This window comes from Hydrotalea sp. AMD (assembly GCF_004100315.1).
Lineage (GTDB): Bacteria > Bacteroidota > Bacteroidia > Chitinophagales > Chitinophagaceae > Hydrotalea > Hydrotalea flava.
Genome location: NZ_SCKY01000013.1, coordinates 86,422 through 106,593, shown reverse-complemented (window position 1 = coordinate 106,593; position 20,172 = coordinate 86,422). Strand labels below are relative to the sequence as shown.

General features: G+C 37.5%; 15 protein-coding genes and 1 tRNA gene. 11 read left to right on the top strand and 5 right to left on the bottom strand.

The window, feature by feature from the left end; translation table 11 throughout:
* Positions 1–27: 27 nt before the first annotated feature.
* The 6 genes from EO766_RS11035 to ggpS all read left to right on the top strand — a co-directional run bounded on the left by EO766_RS11035 (position 28) and on the right by ggpS (position 8,075).
* Positions 28–1,407 (top strand): HAD-IB family phosphatase, encoded by a 1,380-nt coding sequence (locus EO766_RS11035; RefSeq protein WP_074419894.1) that lies wholly within the window; start codon positions 28–30, stop codon positions 1,405–1,407.
* A 75-nt stretch (positions 1,408–1,482) separates the two neighbouring features.
* Positions 1,483–2,208: a sulfite exporter TauE/SafE family protein gene (locus EO766_RS11030; RefSeq protein WP_074419893.1), complete on the top strand. Its 726-nt coding sequence runs from the start codon at positions 1,483–1,485 to the stop codon at positions 2,206–2,208.
* 157 nt (positions 2,209–2,365) lie between these two features.
* Positions 2,366–3,349, top strand: a complete 984-nt coding sequence (locus EO766_RS11025; RefSeq protein ID WP_074419892.1) for a glycosyltransferase — start codon at positions 2,366–2,368, stop codon at positions 3,347–3,349.
* A 23-nt stretch (positions 3,350–3,372) separates the two neighbouring features.
* Positions 3,373–4,686 (top strand): gluconate:H+ symporter, encoded by a 1,314-nt coding sequence (locus EO766_RS11020; protein ID WP_074419891.1) that lies wholly within the window; start codon positions 3,373–3,375, stop codon positions 4,684–4,686.
* A 152-nt stretch (positions 4,687–4,838) separates the two neighbouring features.
* Positions 4,839–5,828, top strand: a complete 990-nt coding sequence (locus EO766_RS11015; protein WP_074419890.1) for an NAD(P)H-dependent glycerol-3-phosphate dehydrogenase — start codon at positions 4,839–4,841, stop codon at positions 5,826–5,828.
* 18 nt (positions 5,829–5,846) lie between these two features.
* Positions 5,847–8,075, top strand: a complete 2,229-nt coding sequence (ggpS, locus tag EO766_RS11010; protein WP_074419889.1) for a glucosylglycerol-phosphate synthase — start codon at positions 5,847–5,849, stop codon at positions 8,073–8,075.
* A gap of 63 nt (positions 8,076–8,138) precedes the next feature.
* Here ggpS and EO766_RS11005 read toward each other — a convergent pair whose 3' ends face one another.
* Entirely contained in the window at positions 8,139–8,615 is a 477-nt protein-coding gene (locus EO766_RS11005) for a 6-pyruvoyl trahydropterin synthase family protein (protein ID WP_081301269.1), read from the bottom strand.
* Between the two features lie 101 nt (positions 8,616–8,716).
* On the opposite strand from EO766_RS11005, the gene EO766_RS11000 reads away from it, so the two are divergent.
* Complete coding sequence (locus EO766_RS11000) at positions 8,717–9,091, top strand: acyl-CoA thioesterase (protein WP_074419888.1); 375 nt, start codon at positions 8,717–8,719, stop codon at positions 9,089–9,091.
* Between the two features lie 131 nt (positions 9,092–9,222).
* Positions 9,223–11,028, top strand: a complete 1,806-nt coding sequence (locus EO766_RS10995; protein WP_074419887.1) for a hypothetical protein — start codon at positions 9,223–9,225, stop codon at positions 11,026–11,028.
* A 94-nt stretch (positions 11,029–11,122) separates the two neighbouring features.
* Here the strand turns inward: EO766_RS10995 and EO766_RS10990 are convergent.
* Together EO766_RS10990 and asnS are read right to left on the bottom strand one after the other, a co-directional pair.
* Positions 11,123–11,198, bottom strand: a tRNA-Phe gene (locus tag EO766_RS10990).
* Positions 11,199–11,321: 123 nt separating this feature from the next.
* On the bottom strand, positions 11,322–12,770 hold the full coding sequence (gene asnS / locus EO766_RS10985; protein WP_074419903.1) for an asparagine--tRNA ligase: 1,449 nt from the start codon (positions 12,768–12,770) through the stop codon (positions 11,322–11,324).
* Between the two features lie 343 nt (positions 12,771–13,113).
* Here asnS and rho point away from each other — a divergent pair, with 343 nt between their 5' ends.
* Entirely contained in the window at positions 13,114–14,844 is a 1,731-nt protein-coding gene (gene rho / locus EO766_RS10980; protein WP_074419886.1) for a transcription termination factor Rho, read from the top strand.
* Positions 14,845–14,976: 132 nt separating this feature from the next.
* Here the strand turns inward: rho and EO766_RS10975 are convergent, their stop codons facing one another.
* Complete coding sequence (locus EO766_RS10975) at positions 14,977–16,488, bottom strand: DNA recombination protein RmuC (protein WP_074419885.1); 1,512 nt, start codon at positions 16,486–16,488, stop codon at positions 14,977–14,979.
* Between the two features lie 383 nt (positions 16,489–16,871).
* Between EO766_RS10975 and mnmH the strand changes: the two genes are divergently transcribed.
* Entirely contained in the window at positions 16,872–17,966 is a 1,095-nt protein-coding gene (gene mnmH / locus EO766_RS10970; RefSeq protein ID WP_074419884.1) for a tRNA 2-selenouridine(34) synthase MnmH, read from the top strand.
* Positions 17,959–19,014: a selenide, water dikinase SelD gene (gene selD, locus EO766_RS10965; protein ID WP_074419883.1), complete on the top strand. Its 1,056-nt coding sequence runs from the start codon at positions 17,959–17,961 to the stop codon at positions 19,012–19,014. Before mnmH ends, selD begins: the two co-directional genes overlap by 8 nt.
* Positions 19,015–19,092: 78 nt before the next feature.
* On the opposite strand, the gene EO766_RS10960 is transcribed toward selD, so the two are convergent.
* Positions 19,093–20,166 carry an iron-containing alcohol dehydrogenase family protein gene (locus tag EO766_RS10960; RefSeq protein ID WP_074419882.1) on the bottom strand — a complete coding sequence of 358 codons (1,074 nt, stop codon included), beginning with the start codon at positions 20,164–20,166 and terminating at the stop codon, positions 19,093–19,095.
* Between the last annotated feature and the right edge of the window lie 6 nt (positions 20,167–20,172).

Below are 20,172 nucleotides of genomic sequence, written 5' to 3'. Positions count from 1 at the left end.
CGCCTATACCACCCTTAAAATTAACTTATGGTTACTGTAATTATACCCACTTTAAATGAAGCAGAAAACATTGTTTCTGTTATACGTTTTGCCCAAGCTGATACCCTGGTTAGTGAAGTAATTGTTGTAGATGATAAATCAACAGACAATACCGTTTCTTTAGCCAAAAACGCCGGTGCAAAAGTGATTACCAGCACAAAATTGGGTAAAGGTGCCTCAATGAAAGATGGCGTTTTATGTGCACAAAATAACATTGTGCTGTTTTTAGACGGCGATATTGATCCTTATCCACATTTTACCATACCACTGCTGGTACAACCCATTGTTGATTATGAGGTTGATTTTGTGAAATCATCTTTTAATAGAAATGCAGGAAGAGTAACAGAACTGGTAGCCAAACCATTATTGAGTATATTTTTTCCTGAACTGATGCGCTTCAGTCAGCCTCTAAGCGGTATGATTGCAGGCAAAAAAGCATTATTTGAACAAATTGATTTTAGAGATGATTATGGCGTAGATATTGGCATTTTGATAGATATGCACCTTATGCATGTACGCATGAAAGAAGTTGAAATTGGTTATATAGAAAATAAAATTAAACCATGGCATGCATTGGGCAAAATGAGTAAAGAAGTAGCACAAACCATTATTTTAAAAGCTGCCCGTTCAAAAAATGCTCATTATAATTTAGAAGAGCTGTCTGTAATGAATGAAATTCGCTCTCAGATGGAATTTGCATTAACAGAATGCTTGCCCGAAACAAAAAAACTGATTCTGTTCGACATGGATAATATTCTGTTAAAAGGCAGATTTATTGATGCTTTTTCGGAAAAATATGCTTTAAAAAAAGAAATAATGGATATTCGGTCAACCGAAACAGATCCTGTTGCAATTACAAAAAGAATAACTACTTTATTGAAGGGAAAATCATTCGGAGAACTTATTCAAATAGCTGATGATATTCCGATTGTAGAAGATGCAGCAGCAGTTATCGACGAACTTAAACGCAGAGGCTATTTGATTGGGTTTGTTTCATACAGCTATGATTGCATTACCAATCATTTTAAAAATAAATTAGGCATGCATTTTTCATTAGGTAATGAATTAGAATTTTCGAAAAGCCTTTGCACCGGCGAAGTAAAAATACCTTCTTTCTGGTATAGCAGAAAAAACAGCCTTTGCAGGCATGCGGTTTGTAAAACAAACGCAATGTTGGCCATATTAGACAAGCATAAAATTAAAAGAGAAAACACCATTGCTGTTGGCAATAGCTTAAATGATATGTGTATGATTAAAGAGGCGGGAATGGGTATTGCCTTTTGCTCAAAAGATGAATTGGTAAACCACCATGCCGACATTATGATTAGTGAACCCGGATTTGCAGAAATTTTAAAAGTAGCAAAATAATGCGGTTGAATATTCAGTTAATGTATCAGCTTTACAGTAAACTATACAAAATAGCAGTCATCAATAACATTCGCTTTGGAGCATTTATATCTATTTATTTTTTTAGCATTCCTGGCTGAAATAGCCGGTACAGTGGGTGGTTTTGGCTCTTCTTTATTTTTTGTTCCAATTGCTGCTTATTTTTTAGATTTTCAATCCGTATTAGGCATTACAGCTTTGTTTCATGTATCCAGTAATATTTCTAAAATTGCTTTTTTCAGAAAAGGAATTGATACAATGCTAATAATTTATTTGGGCATACCGGCTGTACTCTTTGTTATTGTAGGTGCCTGGCTCACACAATTTATTGCCACTCAATTTTTAGAAATTGCATTATCCGTTTTTTTAATTGTAATTAGTTTGTTGTTTCTGTTTTTTAAAAACATACAAACATATCCCTCGCTGCTCAATGTTATTGCAGGCGGTACTGTTTCAGGATTTGTTGCCGGATTGGTAGGTACCGGCGGAGCCATCAGGGCATTGGTACTTAGTGCTTTTAATTTACAAACAGATGTGTTTATTGCTACTTCTGCCATTATTGATTTGGGCATTGATGTTTCCAGAAGTTTGGTATACTGGCACAATGGTTTTGTTCATAATCATGATTTGTATTTAATTCCAATTCTGTTAGTAGTTAGCATTATTGGCACGTATATTGGCAAGAAAATTTTAAACCATGTTTCAGAAAAACAATTTAAAAAAATTGTGCTTATTTTAATTTTATTAACCGGCATCTTTACATTATATAAGCTGATTCAATAAATTTTTGTTTCAATTTTCTCCAACAACCGGCATATAGTATTTATGCATTTAAACAATGAACTTTTTGTTTGATACCAAAATCTATTTTATTTTCTGAGCACCTTTTTTACCTGGCAATATTTTTATCATTACTTTTAAATCTTTCAACTTTCTCAATATGCATATTGTAATTGTACACAACACTAAAATTCCTGTTCTAAAATATGGCGGAACAGAAAGAGCAATTTGGTATCTCGGCAAAACTTTAGCGGCCAAGGGTAACAAAGTAACCTTTCTGGTGCCGGCCGGTTCTACCTCATCTTTTGCAGATATTATTGTTTTAAATCCTGAAAAGCCCATTAATAAACAAATTCCTGAGAGTGCTGATGTTGTACACTTTAATCTAATGCCAAGAGAAGAAATAACAAAACCATACATATTTAATATGCAAGGCAATGTAAATGATGCAACATTGCTGGATATCAATACCGTATTTGTTTCAAAAAATCATGCGGCACGTTTTGGTTCCAACTCTTTTGTTTACAATGGTATGGATTGGGATGATTATGGAAAGCCTGATTTAAATAATCAAAGAAAACAGTTTCATTTTTTAGGCGATGCGGCATGGCGGGTAAAGAATGTAAAAGGGGCCATTCATTCCATTTTGTTAACCAAAAAAGAAGAATTAATGGTTTTGGGTGGCAACCGATTAAATTTTAGAATGGGTTTTCGTTTCACCACCAGTCCGCGTATTCATTTTTACGGAATGGTAGGTGGCGAGGAAAAAAATCGTTTATTAAACCAATCCAAAGGTTTGGTATTTCCCGTTCGCTGGCACGAGCCGTTTGGCATTGCATTAACAGAAAGCTTGTACTTTGGCTGCCCTGTATTTGGTACACCGTATGGTTCTTTACCGGAAATTATCCAACCGGATGTAGGTTTTTTAAGTAGTAGTGCAGTGGAATTATCCAAAGCTATTGAAACCAGTGAAAGTTATAGCCGTATCCGTTGTCATGAATATGCCAAAGATATGTTTAATGCAGAAAAAATGACGGAAGCCTACTTAGAAAAATATGCAAGAGTAATGAATGGTGAAAAATTAAACAGCCAACCTCCACAGTTATTAACCATTCAAAAAGAAAAATTTTTACCATGGAATTAATTATTCATTGCTAATTCATCAATATGTTGCTTGTCATTGTATTCATTGCCATTGTATTGCTCATATTACTGATTACATGGGCTAAAGTAAATGCCTTTTTGGCTTTTATTGTGGTTTGCATATTTGCAGGGCTGGCTTTACACCTGCCACCCGCTTCAATTATGACATCGATAGAAAAGGGCATGGGCGATATGCTGGGTTCACTCGTTATTATCATTGCATTAGGTGCCATGTTGGGTAAACAGGTAGCAGCCAGTGGTGCTGCACAGCAAATAGCACAATCATTAGTGCATGCTTTTGGTAAAAAATATATTGCATGGGCTTTAACCCTTACGGGTTTTGTAGTGGGCATTCCACTGTTTTACGGTGTAGGCTTTGTGTTGATGGTACCCTTAATTTTTTCAGTAACCTATCGTTATCAATTGCCGGCAGTGGCAACCGGCTTGCCTTTATTGGCAGCACTATCGGTAACACACGGCTTTTTACCACCACATCCATCCCCTTCTGCGTTGGTTGCATTATTTCATGCCAACATGGGTATTACATTGTTGTATGGCCTCATCATTGCTATTCCTACTGTTATTATTGCAGGACCTGTGTTTTCATCCTCGTTAAAAAATATTGCCTCGACACCCTTATCGGCTTTTCAAATTCAATTAATTGAAACGGGAAAACTGCCGGGTGTATTCATTAGTTTTTTTGTGCCATTAATTCCTGTGCTATTCATTGGTTTGGCTACCGGCATTCAATCATTGGGTAATACCGAAAGTTTTCTATATCAAGTATCAGGCTTTATGGGCAATCCATCCATAGCATTGCTCATTGCATTAGCAGCAGCCACTTTTTTTTTAAAAGGGCCTGAACAGGAAACTATTTCAGTTACCATGAACCGTTATGGCGAAGCTGTGAAAGATGTGGTGATGATTTTGTTAATTATTGGCGGGGCCGGTTCATTGAAAGAAATATTAACACAAAGTGGTGTCAGTAACCAAATTGCTCATATTTTAGAAGGTACTGCCATTCCTCCATTGGTATTGGGATGGTTGATTGCTGCGCTAATTCGGGTATGTGTAGGCTCTTCTACAGTAGCGGGTTTAACAACTGCCGGAATACTTTTACCCTATCTTACTGCGCAGGGTGTAAATACCAATTTAATGGTTTTATCAATTGGTTCAGGCAGCCTCTTCTTTTCGCATGTAAATGATCCCGGTTTCTGGATGTTTAAAGAATACTTTAACGTTAGCATGAAAGATACTTTTAGATCATGGTCTTTAATGGAAAGTATTGTATCTGTTTTGGGATTAGCGGGTGTATTATTATTGAATGTATTTGTTTAAGTTATTACATCTGCTCCTTCTGCACAACCAGCTAATATAGGTTTGCAGTCTGTCAGTATTACGGTTCTCTAATGTAATTCTAATATACATTTTAACTCAAAAAAGCTAACTTTACAAATATCTTATACATTATTTTATTAATTTATTGAGTGATGCCGGAAAAAATTGCCGTTATTGGAAGCGGCAGTTGGGCAACAGCACTGGTAAAAATTTTTGCTGAGAGTGGCAATTCTGTTTCATGGCTTGTTCGTACAAAAAAACAGGCAGATTATATTCTTGCAAATGGAAGAAACCCGCGTTACCTCAGTCAGGCTGATTTAGACCTTCATTTTATTCATCCTACTACTCAGGCTAAAGATGCCATGAGTGGTGCTGACTGGGTAATTTTTGCTGTTCCCGCTGCTTATGTTCAAACTACAGTTCAATCATTAAAGCCCGAATGGTTACAAACCGCTCAGGTGGTTGTTTCTATTAAGGGATTTGTACCCGGCTCGGGGCAAATACCGAGCATGTATATTCATGAAAACCTGCAATTAAAAAATAATTGCATGGTATTAAGTGGCCCCTGCCATGCAGAAGAAATTGCATTACACAAATACACCTACGTTACTATTGCAGGTGATGACGAAATAAAAGTTAGCAAACTACGAAACTGTTTACAGTTACCTTATATTAAAACTATTGCAAACACTGATCCAAAAGGAGTAGAATATGTAGCCATCTTAAAAAACATTATTGCAATTGCCAATGGCATAGCAGACAGCCTGCAATATGGCGATAACTTCAGAGCAGTATTAACCAGTAATGCCATGCGTGAAGTACAACACATTGTTAATACCATCGCTCCTAAAGAAAGAGGCTATTTTGATTCTGTTTATTTTGGGGATTTATTAACGACAGCCTATTCTGATTTTAGCAGAAACAGAACACTCGGCAAATTGGTAGGTCGGGGCATTCAGGTTAGAAAAGCCTTGCAGATTATGGAAATGGTAGCAGAAGGTTATTATGCTTCAAAAGAATTGCATCCATTCATTCAGCCCTTGGGCTTGCATGTACCGGTTATTAACAGTGTTTATCGCATTTTGCATTTACACGCCAATCCCTACCACGAAATAAAATTATTAGCACAGCAACTTCAATAAAGTTAAAACGAATTAATTATGTTATTAGCAACCGATCTTGATGGAACTTTTTTAGGGGGTAAAAGTATTGACAAACAAAAGTTATACCGGCTTATCAGAAAAAACGCAAACTTCAAACTCGTTTTTGTTACAGGCCGTGGCTTAGAAACAGTAATACCTTTATTAAATGACCCTATTATTCCAAACCCCGATTTTATTATTTGCGACGTAGGTGCCACCATCGTAAATGGCTATACGTTAGAATCTGTTGAATCTATTCAAAACGAAATTGAACAAAACTGGCCAGGCGAATTAAAAATTTTAGAACAGCTGAAAGATATTGCTACACTACAATACCAGGAAGTGCCACAGCAAAGGCGTTGCTCGTTCTTCCTCAATAACGAATCGGAAATAGCTGTGTTTGCGGATAAAGCAAGTGGATTGGGCTGTGACGTTATTCACTCTGCAGGAAAATACTTAGATATTTTACCAAAAGGAGTGAATAAAGGCTCTACACTTACCAAATTAATTCAATACTTAAATGAAAATACAGATAAGGTTTTAGTGGCTGGCGACACGTTAAACGATTTGGCTATGTACCAATGCGGATTTAAAGGCGTAGTAGTAGGAAATGCTGAAGAAGCTCTGATAAAAGCAACACAACCATTGCAAAAAGTATATCAGGCAAAGGCTGCAGGCGCCGGTGGCATTTTAGAAGCCATTGAACAATTTGAAAACTTGTCTGAACACATTACCGAATTAGATGAAATCATCATTCATAAAGAAAGCAGCGATATTCCGCAAATATTGATGTTGTATCACCGTTTCCCCTACGAAACTATTGAAGTAAACGGTCAAAAGCAACAGGTTGCACCCAAAAGCCCCAATGGCATTCTACCAACACTTCAGGGATTTTTTGCCAACGGTCGCTCCGGAGTTTGGATAGCATGGGAAGAAGTATCAAAAAAAAGTGAACCACTCCGCAATTTGTATATTGACAAAGAGAAGTACCCCAACTTAATGGCGTCTAGAATTGGCATCACCAAAAAAGAAATAGAAATATTTTATAAATCGTTTTCGAAAGAGGCATTTTGGCCTACTATATTTTCATTTATTGATAAAGCAAAATTTAATCACCACCATTGGGATCATTACGTAAACATCAATAAACTATTTGCCGAAAAAGCCGCAGAACAAGCCGACCATAATGCCATTGTTTGGATTCATGATTATAATTTGTGGTTGGTGCCGGGCTTCTTACGCGAACTAAGGCCCGATGTTACCATCGCATTCTTTCATCACACTGCATTTCCCTCAGCCGATACTTTTAATATTCTTCCCTGGCGCGGCGAAATAATTGGCAGTTTATTGCAATGCGATTACATTGGCTTTCATATTCCACGTTATGTTGAAAATTTTGTTGACGTTGCCAAAAGCCTTTTTCCGGTAACTGAGGTTGAAAAAACGAATTGTGCACCACGCTATTTAACTTATAGCACTGCGCTGGGTGTACAACAAATGACTACAATGATTGATACTGCACAGCGCAAAGTAAAATTAGGTGCTAATCCGGTAGGTATAAATGTGCAATACATTCAATCATTAATGCAACAGGCATCAACCCTTAAAAAAATTAAAGAAATTAAAAACCTATTTACCAATAAAAAAATGATTATTAGTGTAGAGAGGCTCGATTATGTAAAAGGCCCGCTTGAAAAAGTAATGGCTTTTGAACAGTTTTTACATGATTATCCTGAATTTCATGGCAAAGTTGAATTGGTAAATATTTGTACACCACCGGCACAGGGCATGAAAATTTATGAAAAAACACAACATGATCTGGAGCATGCTGTTGGCAGAATTAATGGTAAGTATGCCAACATGCAATGGGTACCCATTCGCTTGTTCTTTCGTTCTTTTCCTTTCGAAGAAATCATATCTTATTATGCAGCTGCCGATATTGCTTGGATTACCCCTTTACGCGATGGTTTGAATTTGGTTGCCAAAGAATATGTGGCTGTGCAAGGACAATTACCCAATGCTAAAGGGGTGCTGATATTATCTGAATTTGCAGGCGCCGCAGTTGAGTTGCCTTATGCCGTATTAACCAACCCATATGATGCCCGCTCATTAAAAGAAGGGTTAGTGCAGGCATTGTTGATGAGCGAGGGTGATGCACAAATGCGCTTACAACGTTTATATGAACAGGTTGCCTATTATGATATTGATTTTTGGGCTAAAGATTTTTTAGATAACTTGTTGAATTAAAAAACAGTACTGTTCTAAAAATTAAAAAATTGAATAATATTACTATGTTGAAAGCCGGCTTCATCATTCATGAAACCGGCTTTTAGTATTGATCCATTCCGCATAGGAATCGGCCGTTTCAAATAATTGCAGCTTTTGAAGTTGAATGGCATCGGGCAATAATAATTGTAATTGTTTCTGAATATACGATATTATATTTTCAGCCGAGGGTTCCATTTCCCAAATACGAACATTACTTAAATCTGCTAACTGTGGATGCGCCTGTATAAATGCTTTAGACACTACCACGCTATGATCTAATTGCTGAACAATGGCTTCATTTACAATTTTTTTTAACATTTTAAAATCAATCACAAATCCTGGAGCAAGTAAATATTCATCTGTAGCATTTTTAAGCGTAACAGAAACATGCAGTACATAAGAATGTCCATGTATATTTTTACAAGGGCCATCATATCCATAAATGGCATGTGCCATTTCAAATTTAAAAATCTTGGTTACCTGTATCATTACTTCCGTTTTGTTAATTGATGCTTTCAATATTGCTTATTAAAGCAGGGCAACAAAACTATTTTGATGCTTTTGTTTAAAACATGACAGTAATCATTTTATTTCAAAAAGAAATACTTTCTTTTTGAGCCGTGAAAGCAAAAAGTCCTAAAATATCTGCAACAACAAAAACTGAAATTGTTTGTCCCAATGATACCAATCCGATGGGAATATTGCAAGGCAGCCGCTTATTAAAATGGATGGATATTGCGGGTGCAATTTGTGCGCAAACACATACTGGTACCATTTGTGTTACTGCTGCTGTTTATAAAGCCGATTTTAAAAACACTGTGCAAGTTGGTAATATCATTAGCATTCATGCAACCATTACACGAACATTCAACACATCAATGGAAGTATTTGTAAAAGCCTATGCCTGTTCAGTTTTAGAAGGCCAGCCCTATTTAATTAGCGAAGCATATTTTTGTTTTGTAGCATTAGATCATATTGCAAAAAAACGTCGGTAAACAAATTGTTGATTCAAACAAAAAAAGAAAAAGAAGCTTATCATGCAGCAGAAAAGAGAAAGCATTATATGGCCAACTCCCCCACACAATAAAATAAACCGCTATACTTAAACTCTTTTAACTCATTAATCATGATGCAACATACTGCTCCCCACTCCTTTCATATTCCGGTAATGGGCCTGGCTTATACAATTGATTCGCCCATTAAAGTAGCCAGATTTGGTATTGCTTCTGCTATTTCTATTGTAGAAGATAATTTAATTGAAATGATGCGGCGGTATTATTATCATTCCGTTCAGGAAAAATTTTTCCCAATACCTGCAACAGAACAAGATTATCGGGCCAAAAGAATTACAGATTATTTAAATCTGGTCAATAAAATTGTACAACAGCAAATTGAAAAAGTAAAAGAGGCAGCATTTGAAACCGGATCAGATATTGTAAAATACTTTGAATTGTTGCCCGATAACAATAAATGGAAACAAGTGTACAAATTATTGATGCAGACGGATGATACGGATGAAAAAATAAACTCAGCACTACTACTGCGTCAACAAATTACAGCCGGCAGTATTGATGTAAACATAATGACTAAGGCCGATAAAAACAATTATGATAAAAATGGTACATTATTAGAAGATGGCTCAGATGCGGTAGCCGCATTGAGGGGTTATGCCAATAGCGACCTGAGCAATTCAACCATTATTTTTTCTGCAGGAATGAATCCACGAGTGTATAACTATTTAGAAAAATGCCCACAATTTGCAGCAGATGAGGAAGGAAATTTCAAAAAGAAAATAGCGATTAAAGTAAGCGATTATCGTTCTGCATTGATTCAGGGAAAATATTTAGCCAAAAAAGGAATTTGGGTGAGCGAGTTTAGAATAGAATCCGGCCTAAACTGCGGCGGCCATGCTTTTGCCACAGATGGATATTTAATGGGCCCCATTTTAGAAACCTTCAAAACAAAAAAAGAGGAATTAACCCATACGCTTTTTGAATTATATTATCAAAGCAATCTTGCAAAAAAAAGGCATATTGCCAACCATCCTCCACCTATTAAAATTACTATTCAGGGTGGCATTGGCACTGCTGAAGAAGCAAATTTTTTACAACAGTTCTTTCAGGTAGACAGTATTGGATGGGGAACACCATTTTTATTGGTTCCCGAAGCTACAACGGTTGATGAAGACACTCTGCATTTATTGTGTGCTGCAGGAAAAGAGGATGTGGTATTAAGCAAAAATTCTCCCTTAGGTGTTCGGTTTCACTATTTACGGGGTACCACTGCCGATAAAGAAAAAAATGACAGAATCAGCCGTGGAAAACCCGGCAGCCCTTGTACTGAAAAACATTTGGCATTTAATACAGAGTTTACGGAAGAACCTGTTTGTACTGCTTCTATTAAATATCAGCAATTAAAAATTGCACAATTACAATCGCTGAAATTACCTTATCATGAATATGAGCATCGGTTAAAAGAGGTGTTAGACAAAGAATGTTTATGTGTGGGATTAAGTAATGCAGCAGCCGCTGTGTACAATATTAGTTTTGTTAAAAATTATGAAGCAATTAATATTTGCCCGGGACCAAATATTGCTCATTTTTCAAAAATAGTATCACTGCAAAATATGGTAGACCACATTTATGGCAGAACCAATATATTAGCCAATAACAACAGGCCGCATGTTTTTATTGCAGAATTACATTTATACATTGCTTATTTAAAGGAACAATTGGAAGAAGATGAGCAGTTAAACAGTACAAACAGAACCAAATATTTTACAAGCTATATCAACAATTTGCATGAAGGTATTGATTATTATTTTAATTTGACAAATACCGGCCTTATCACGGATACAAATTTTAAAGCCGCATTGCTTACAGCGCAAAAAGAGATACAGGCTATTGCTACGATGAAAATACTTTGTATGTAAAAATCCCTCTTGCATTTTCATTATGAAAATTTGCACGATGAAGATATCTGAATACACATAAAAAAAGCTTCGAAGTATTCGTTCGAAGCTTTTTTGGTGGTGTGGGGCGGGATCGAACCGCCGACACAAGGATTTTCAGTCCTTTGCTCTACCGACTGAGCTACCGCACCATCCTTGCCCTTACGGGGCAGCAAATATAGGGAAGTACAATTATTTTATTACAAGATTCCCTAAAAATTATTCTAAATTTTATTTTTGCAGCAAAACATTCTACCTGCAAGCAACATATTTATTTAAAAAGAGCAATTTTTTGGGGTACGTGCAAAAGGAATTACATCACGAATATTCGTCATTCCTGTTACAAATTGTACCATTCTTTCAAAACCCAAACCAAAGCCGGCATGTGGCACCGTTCCAAAGCGGCGAGTATCTAAATACCAGCTCATTTCTTCAACAGGTATATGCATCGATTCCATTCTTTTTTGCAAAACTTCCAAACGCTCCTCTCTTTGTGAACCGCCAACAATTTCACCAATACCAGGTGCTAAAATATCCATGGCGGCAACGGTTTCCTTACCCGGTTCGCATCCATCATTCATCCGCATATAAAAAGCTTTAATGGCGGCGGGGTACCCAGTAACAATCACCGGTTTCTTAAAATGTTTTTCTACCAAATACCGTTCATGTTCGCTTTGCATATCTATCCCCCAGCTTACTTCATATTTAAATTTCTTTTTCTTATAGGCGGGGCTGTCTAATAATATTTGAATGGCTTCTGTATAGGTAATTCTTTCAAACTGGTTATTCACAACAAAATTCAATTTGTCCAATAACCCCAGTTCACTTCTTTCATTGGCAGGTTTTTGTTTTTCTTCTTCTGCCAGGCGCTGGTCTAAAAACTGCAAATCATCACTATTGTGCCCCATTACGTAACGAATCAGGTATTGAATAAATGATTCGGCTAGGTTCATATTGTCTTCTAAATCATAAAAAGCCATTTCCGGCTCAATCATCCAAAACTCAGCCAAATGGCGGGTGGTATTTGAGTTTTCGGCTCTGAAGGTGGGACCGAATGTATATATTTCACTAAACGCCATGGCACCCAGCTCGCCTTCTAATTGCCCACTTACTGTTAAATTGGTAGATTTTCCAAAAAAGTCTTCTTTAAAGTTAACAGATCCATCTTCATTTCTGGGTGTGCCGTCAAAGGACAGTGTGGTTACGCGAAACATTTCACCGGCGCCTTCTGCATCGCTGGCGGTAATAATGGGAGTATGTAAATAAAGAAATCCTCTTTCATTAAAAAACTGGTGTACGGCAAAAGCAAGTGAATGTCTGATTCTGAAAACAGCACCAAAAGTATTGGTTCTAAAACGCAGGTGTGCAATTTCTCTCAAAAACTCCAGACTATGTTTTTTGGGTTGAAGCGGGTATTTTTCCGGATCGCTATCACCCAATATCTCAATTGAGGAAGCCGGAAGTTCGATAGACTGGCCTTTACCAACACTGGCTGCAATAGTACCCTGTACTTTTAAAGATGCCCCGGTAGTAATGCGTTTTAAAGTTTGTTCGGGCAACATGCCAAGATTTACAACAACCTGAAGATTATTATTGGTACTGCCATCATTTAAGGCAATAAACTGGTTATTTCTAAAAGTACGTACCCAACCCATTACAGTTACTTCGGTACCAATTGGCACTTGTTGCAATAAGGCCTTAATTTTAATGCGTTGATTCAACATTTGGCTGCTTTTAAATGATTCGTATACGGAAAAATACAGGGCTGCAAAGATACAGCCATTCATGGCAATGAAAATGGCTTTACACCTGCAATTTCAAACAAAATCCGGCCTGCTTTTTATGATAATTCACTATTTTTATACCTGTTTCAAAGAAATATTTCTTTATTTTGAACATTTTACAGTAACATTGCAGCGGAAACAAACTGGTTTGACACGAACGCCAATCCCGCAGACATATCAGTTTACCTCTTTTCCGCAAATACCAATCATTTTCAAGTCTCAATTGCATTATTAAAAAACACATCGAGAACGCTAAAGAAAATTTTTCTATTTAACACATTCTATGTACGACATCTTACAACTGAACGACATGCTGGTTCCAGAACTACTGGACATTGCCGAAAATTTAAAAATTACCAACGCCAAAAAATTAGATAAACAGGATTTGATTTATAAGATTCTGGACAGTCAGGCTGTGGAAGCGAGTGAAAAACAAGATAAAAAGGTTGCAAAAAAATCAACCGGCAAACCCAAAAAAGCTGCAACGGTAAAAGCCACCACCGGCAATACTACTGAAGAAGCTATTGTAATGCAGGACGAACCCGAAACTGAAGAAACAGGCAATGCAGGCAGTAACAGGCCCATTATGCGTCATCGCAAATCCAAAAAAACGGAAGAAGCACTTGTTGAAAAAGTACAGGAACCCGGCAGCTTAGATGAGAAAACGGCTTTATTGGCACAACAAATGTTGCAGGCTACTGAAGAAAAAGCAGCAAGAGAGAAAAAAGCAGCAAGGGAACACCATCACCCGGCTCCAAAAAATACCAACGACAATACTGCCAGAACAGAAAGCAGTGAAGAAGCAAAAGAAAATTCGGAAGAAAATCAAAATCCGCAAACCGAACCTTCGGTACCACATCAGCGGCCACATCAGCGTCAGCAGGTCTTTAATATTGAGTTTGATGGTGTAATTGGTGGAGAAGGTGTATTAGAAATGATGCCCGATGGCTATGGCTTTTTAAGGAGCAGCGATTATAATTATCTAAGCTCACCCGATGATGTGTATGTTTCCCCTTCTCAAATAAAATTATTTGGTTTAAAAACCGGCGATACGGTTTCCGGTTCCGTTCGTCCGCCTAAAGAAGGAGAGAAGTATTTTGCACTATTGAAAGTAGATGCCATTAACGGCAAGCGTCCTGACGAAGTAAGAGACCGTGTGCCTTTTGATTATCTTACCCCTTTATTCCCTTTCGAAAAATTAAACTTATTTACTTCTGCCAACGATTACAGCACCCGCATCATGGATTTATTTACGCCCATTGGTAAAGGCCAGCGTGGTTTAATTGTGGCACAACCTAAAGTGGGTAAAACCATGTTGTTAAAGGCCGTGGCCAATGCCATAGCCGCCAACCATCCGGAATGTTATTTAATGGTGGTTTTAATTGATGAAAGGCCTGAAGAGGTTACCGATATGGAACGCAGTGTGCGGGCAGAAGTAATTGCCTCAACATTTGATGAGCCTGCAGAAAAACATGTAAAAGTTTCTACCATTGCCCTTCAAAAAGCAAAACGATTGGTAGAATGTGGCCATGATGTAGTGATTTTGTTGGATAGTATTACCCGTTTGGCAAGGGCACACAATACCGTTGCACCTTCCAGCGGTAAAGTATTGAGTGGTGGTGTGGAAGCCAATGCCATGCAAAAACCCAAACAATTTTTTGGTGCAGCCCGTAAAATTGAACATGGTGGTTCACTCACCATTCTGGCAACCGCTTTAATTGATACCGGCAGCAAAATGGATGAAGTAATTTTTGAAGAATTTAAAGGAACCGGTAATATGGAATTGGTATTAGATCGCAAATTAGCTAACCGCCGTATTTACCCGGCTATTGATTTGGTGGGTTCTTCCACTCGCCGCGATGATTTGCTGTTGGATAAAGAAACCTTGCAACGGATGAACATTCTTCGTCTGTTCCTGAATGATATGAATACCGAAGAAGCCATGACGGAATTATTAAAAAGAATGCGCGGCACCAAAAACAATGAAGAGTTTTTAGCCAGTATGAACCGATAAAACACGTAAATATTTTCAAAAAACCCGCATCTGGTAATTAGCTGGGGTTTTTTAATAATTTAATAAGTGTTATTTTGTGCTGGCAATTTACATCATACCCTAAAGGCATACTAACATATGCTTCAATAGCATTTAAGATGCAACATCATCTATTGCATCCTCATTGGTATCTAAAATAATTTTCGATTCACCGGCAGGCAATTCCTGTACATTTCTTAGCCTACGCTCAATGGCTCTGGTGCGTACTTCAGATGTATCAATCACATTCGTAGCTTCAATGAGTTTCTTTTTGGTTTTGGCTAATACATCACCAAACTGCCCAAACTCGGTTTTCACTGCACCCAGCAAGTCCCAAACTTCGCTGCTGCGTTTTTCAATGGCCAAAGTTCTAAAGCCCATTTGCAAGCTATTGAGTAAAGCACTTAAAGTTGTTGGGCCTGTTATGGTAATTTTATAATCTTTTTGCAACTGCTCAAAAAGTCCGGGAACCCTTAAAACTTCACCAAATAAGCTTTCATAAGGTAAAAACATAATGCCATATTCGGTTGTATTCGGTGGGTCAATGTATTTTTCTTTGATGTCTTTTGCGTTCTTTTTAATTCCATTGATAAAAGCCTTTCGGTATTCATCAATTTTTTCAGCATCCCCTTTTTCATAAGCATCCACCAATGCTTCATAATCTTCTTTCGGAAATTTTGAATCTATTGGCAACCAAAGTGTTTTCTCTAAATTGTTGCCGTGGGGCATCTTAATAGCAAATTCTACTACAGCACCGCTTCCTGATTTTGTTTTTACATTCTTCTCATACTGCTCATTCGTTAATAAATCTTCAATGATGTTCTGTAATTGGTATTCTCCCAAAACACCTCGCGATTTTACATTACTCATCACTTTTTTCAAATCGCCCACACTTACAGCCAGGGTTTGCATTTCGCCCAAACCTTTGTGAACGGCTTCTAATCTGTCGCTCACCTGTTTGAAGGATTCACCAAGTCGTTTTTCCAAAGTTTCATTGAGTTTCTCATCAACGGTTTTGCGCATTTCTTCCAATTTTTTCTCATTGCCTTCCTGCATGGTTTTTACCGATGTTTCTAAAGAAGATTTGAGTTCAGAAATTTTTTCGCTGTTAGCGGCGTTTTGTGTTTGCTGACTTCTTTCAAATGCTGTAAACTGTTCTTTTAATCGTTCTTTGTAATCTTTTAAAGCATCGTTTAATTCCCGCTTAAACACATCCAGATTTTCTTTTAGTTCCGTTCTGCTTTCCTTGCTGTTACTGTCTATGCTTTTTTGAAAGGCAACTAATTTTTCTTCAAAAGTTTTGCGGATAACTTCTAACTTTTCTTCGTTGGATTTGGTCAGGTTGCCGAATTGCTCTGAAAAGGTTTGCGTGAATTTGTTGAGTTGCTCGCCAATTTCGCCTCTTAAATCTCTCGCTGTTTCTGCACTTTCTCTTCGATTGGTAACAAATTCATCTTTCAGGTTTTTCTCGGTGTCTTTCAAATTGGAAATCATATTTCCAATAAAAATTTTGATTTCGTGTAATTCATTACCTGCAGTTTGCTTACCTGCCCTGAGGGTGAGCACGATGTTTACGATGATTAGTATCGCAAGAACGGGAAGGAATATGTATAGGATTAACGTCATTATTGATTTAATTTTTTATTGCGTTTTGCAGGAGGCAAAAAGTTTTCATTGGTGATCACTTTTTTTAATTTCAACATTCTTTAAATTTCGATAGACAGGAATTGCACTGTTTTGTTGAACTCAGCTTAAAATTATCTTTCACAAAATACGAATTTATGTTTTCCATATATCAATTTAAGGGTTATTCAGGAAAAGTTATAGGCTGCGGAAATGTATTTGTGAAAACACCATTTGCTTTTATAGTAAAACAGGCACCTAATCTCTAATTTTAATTTGACTGCAAAAAGGAGATGTATACAGTTCCCTGCACCTTACAACCACCTGCCCACCGCTCATGCAAGTATATTCAATTTTAATTCATCCCGGCTAAGCAATGATGCTCAATGCTTGTACATTTGCAGGCAATGGCTATTGAAACAATACATATCGATGCATTTTTATCATTAGCGCAACAATATCCGGTGTTTGATGTGAGAAGTCCGGCAGAGTTTGAACATGCGCATATTCCACAAGCATTTTCGTTGCCGCTTTTTACTAACGAAGAAAGGACTATTGTAGGTACCCACTATAAACAAATTAACAAACAGCAGGCTATTAAAACGGCACTACCATTTTTTGCACAAAAAATGGTGCCCATGATTGAAACGGTTGAAAACATCTTGAAAACAAATAATAACATTCAATCAACTGTTTTAGTGCATTGCTGGCGTGGCGGCATGCGCAGTGCAGGTGTAGCATGGCTGTTGAATTTATATGGCTTTCAGGTATATACATTGCAGGGTGGATACAAGGCCTACCGGCAATGGGTGTTGCATCAGTTTGAAAAAAAATATGTATTACGCGTTATTGGTGGTTATACAGGCAGTGGCAAAACAAAAATATTACAGCAATTAGCCAAACAACAATATCCGGTTATTGACTTGGAGGGACTGGCCCGGCACAAAGGCTCTGCATTTGGCGGGCTCGATACCCCTGCACAACCCACACAGGAAATGTTTGAAAATAATTTAGCAACGCAATTGTATCAATTACAAACAAAGGCAGTAAAACACAATGCTACCATTTGGCTGGAAGATGAAAGTCAACGCATTGGAAATATAAACATACCCCTGTCTTTTTTTGAACAAATGCGCCATGCGCCTGTTTATTTTTTCAATATTCCTTTTGAAGCAAGACTGGATGAAATAATGTTAACCTATGGCTCAGCCCCAAAAGAAAAAATTGTAAATGCCATTCTACGTATTAAAAAAAGGTTAGGCGGTTTGGCTACCAAAAACGCTATCAATTTTTTACTGGAAGACAATATAAAAGATTGTTTTGCTATTTTATTGCAGTATTATGATAAAGCCTATACCAAAGGATTGTATAACAGAGCGCATGTTGAGCAGATGGTTACAAAGTTAGATGCCCCATCTACCAATGCAAGCAACAATACTTATTTACTAACTACACTACTAAAAACAAAACAGGATGGCTGATAGTATTTTCGTTAAATTAACCGCATATTCGCATGGTGCAGGCTGTGGCTGCAAAATAGCACCGCAGGTGTTGGATCAAATTCTGCAATTGAACGTAACGGCACCAGACAATCAAAAATTACTGGTAGGCAATCATCAAAAAGATGATGCAGCGGCATATGACCTGGGTAACGGTACCGCATTGATTAGTACCACCGATTTTTTTATGCCCATCGTTGATGATGCTTTTGCATTTGGAAAAATTGCAGGCGCCAATGCCATTAGCGATGTATATGCCATGGGCGGAAAACCTGTTTTGGCTATTGCTATTTTAGGATGGCCGGTTGATAAAATACCTGCCAGTGTTGCACAACAGGTAATAGAAGGTGCCAGAGCCATTTGTAAAGAAGCCGGTATTCCATTGGCCGGTGGACACAGCATAGACAACCCCGAACCAATTTTTGGTTTGGCCGTAAATGGATTGATAGCTATTGAGCATTTGAAAAAAAACAGCACTGCACAAAAAGGTGATGTTTTATTATTAACCAAACCTTTGGGTATTGGTTTACTCTCTACAGCTCAAAAAAGAAATCTTTTAACGGAACCGGATTTACAGTTAATGATACGGCAGCTTACACAATTGAATAAAGCAGGAGAAGATTTAGGTGCATTTACCGCAGTTCATGCGATGACCGATGTAACCGGCTTTGGCCTGCTGGGGCATTTGGTAGAAATGTGTGAAGGAAGTAATCTTTCTGCAGAATTGTATTACAGTAAGGTTCCGGTGTTAAGTAAAGCAAAAGAATATATAGCCATGAAAACCATACCCGGCGGCACTAAAAGAAACTGGGATAGTTATGGACATAAAATTCATTTTTCTAATCAAATTAATCAGGATGAAGCTGCCATTATTCTACCGGACCCACAAACCAATGGCGGTTTGTTAATTGCTGTTGCAGCAGAAGGCCTGTCTGATGTGCAACAATTATTGCAATCTCATCATTTATATGCCGAAGTAATTGGAACAATCACAGATAAAAAAGAAGATGTAGTTACAGTACTTGAATAAAAGTAACAAATTAATAAACAATAAAATAAAATTGAAAAGACAATACACGTAACGGTATTGCCTTTTTGTTGGTTGAATTTATAATTTTTCGTAGAGTTTCCTTAGCTTATCTCTGGTCATAATTTTTTCCCAGTCTTTACCCAGTGCGTTTTCCCACAGAGGTTTCATTCCCATTGATACGTCCATCATGGTTTCCAACTGTGCATCGGTAAGGCCTTTGCAAATACCGGTTGGAATTTCAACTTTGTTTTTTTCAACCATCTGCTTAAACTCAGCAACTCCTTCCGGATAATATTCTTCCAAATGGTTCATTACAATACAATTACCAATACCATGTTTTGTTCCTAACAAATAACTTAAACCATAACTTACGGCATGTGCTACACCCACTTGCGAATAAGCAATACTCATGCCACCGGCATAAGAGGCCATCATTAACTGGTTATCGCTTTCATCATCCCACACCTCTTTTTCTAAAAAAACTTTTTGGCAAAGTTGCAAGGCTTTTTCGCCGTAACTTTTACTAAAATCATTCAAATAAGTACCCTGTAAACTTTCTATACAATGTATGTAACAATCCATTCCTGTATAAAAGCGTTGATTAACCGGAGTGTCTTTTATTAGTTCCGGATCAAGTACTATTTGATCAAACGGAGTAAAATCAGAATTCATTCCCAATTTACGGGTGGGGCCGGTTAATACTGTTGTTCTGGAAACTTCGGCACCAGTACCGCTAAGTGTAGGAATACCTGCTTTATAAACGCCGGGGAATTTTACCAAATCCCATCCTTGATAATCTGCTGACGATCCGGGATTGGTCATCATTAACGATACCGCCTTTGCTAAGTCCATGGTACTGCCACCACCTATTCCTATTACCCCGCTAATGGTACCAAATTCATTTTTTAATTGTTGAGCCAGCGCATCTACCTGCGTTGTTTTTGGCTCATGGGTAACATCTACAAATATCACTCTATCTTTTCCTCTTACCGGTATTCGGTTCACCAAGGGTTTATCTTTAAAAAAATGATCCACTAAAAATACCATTGGGGCATCACCTTTACGTTGCGGTGCTAAAATTTCATCTAACTGATTAAAACTACCACGGCCATATACCACATAGCCAATCATTTTAAAATTTCTGAATTGCATACTTAT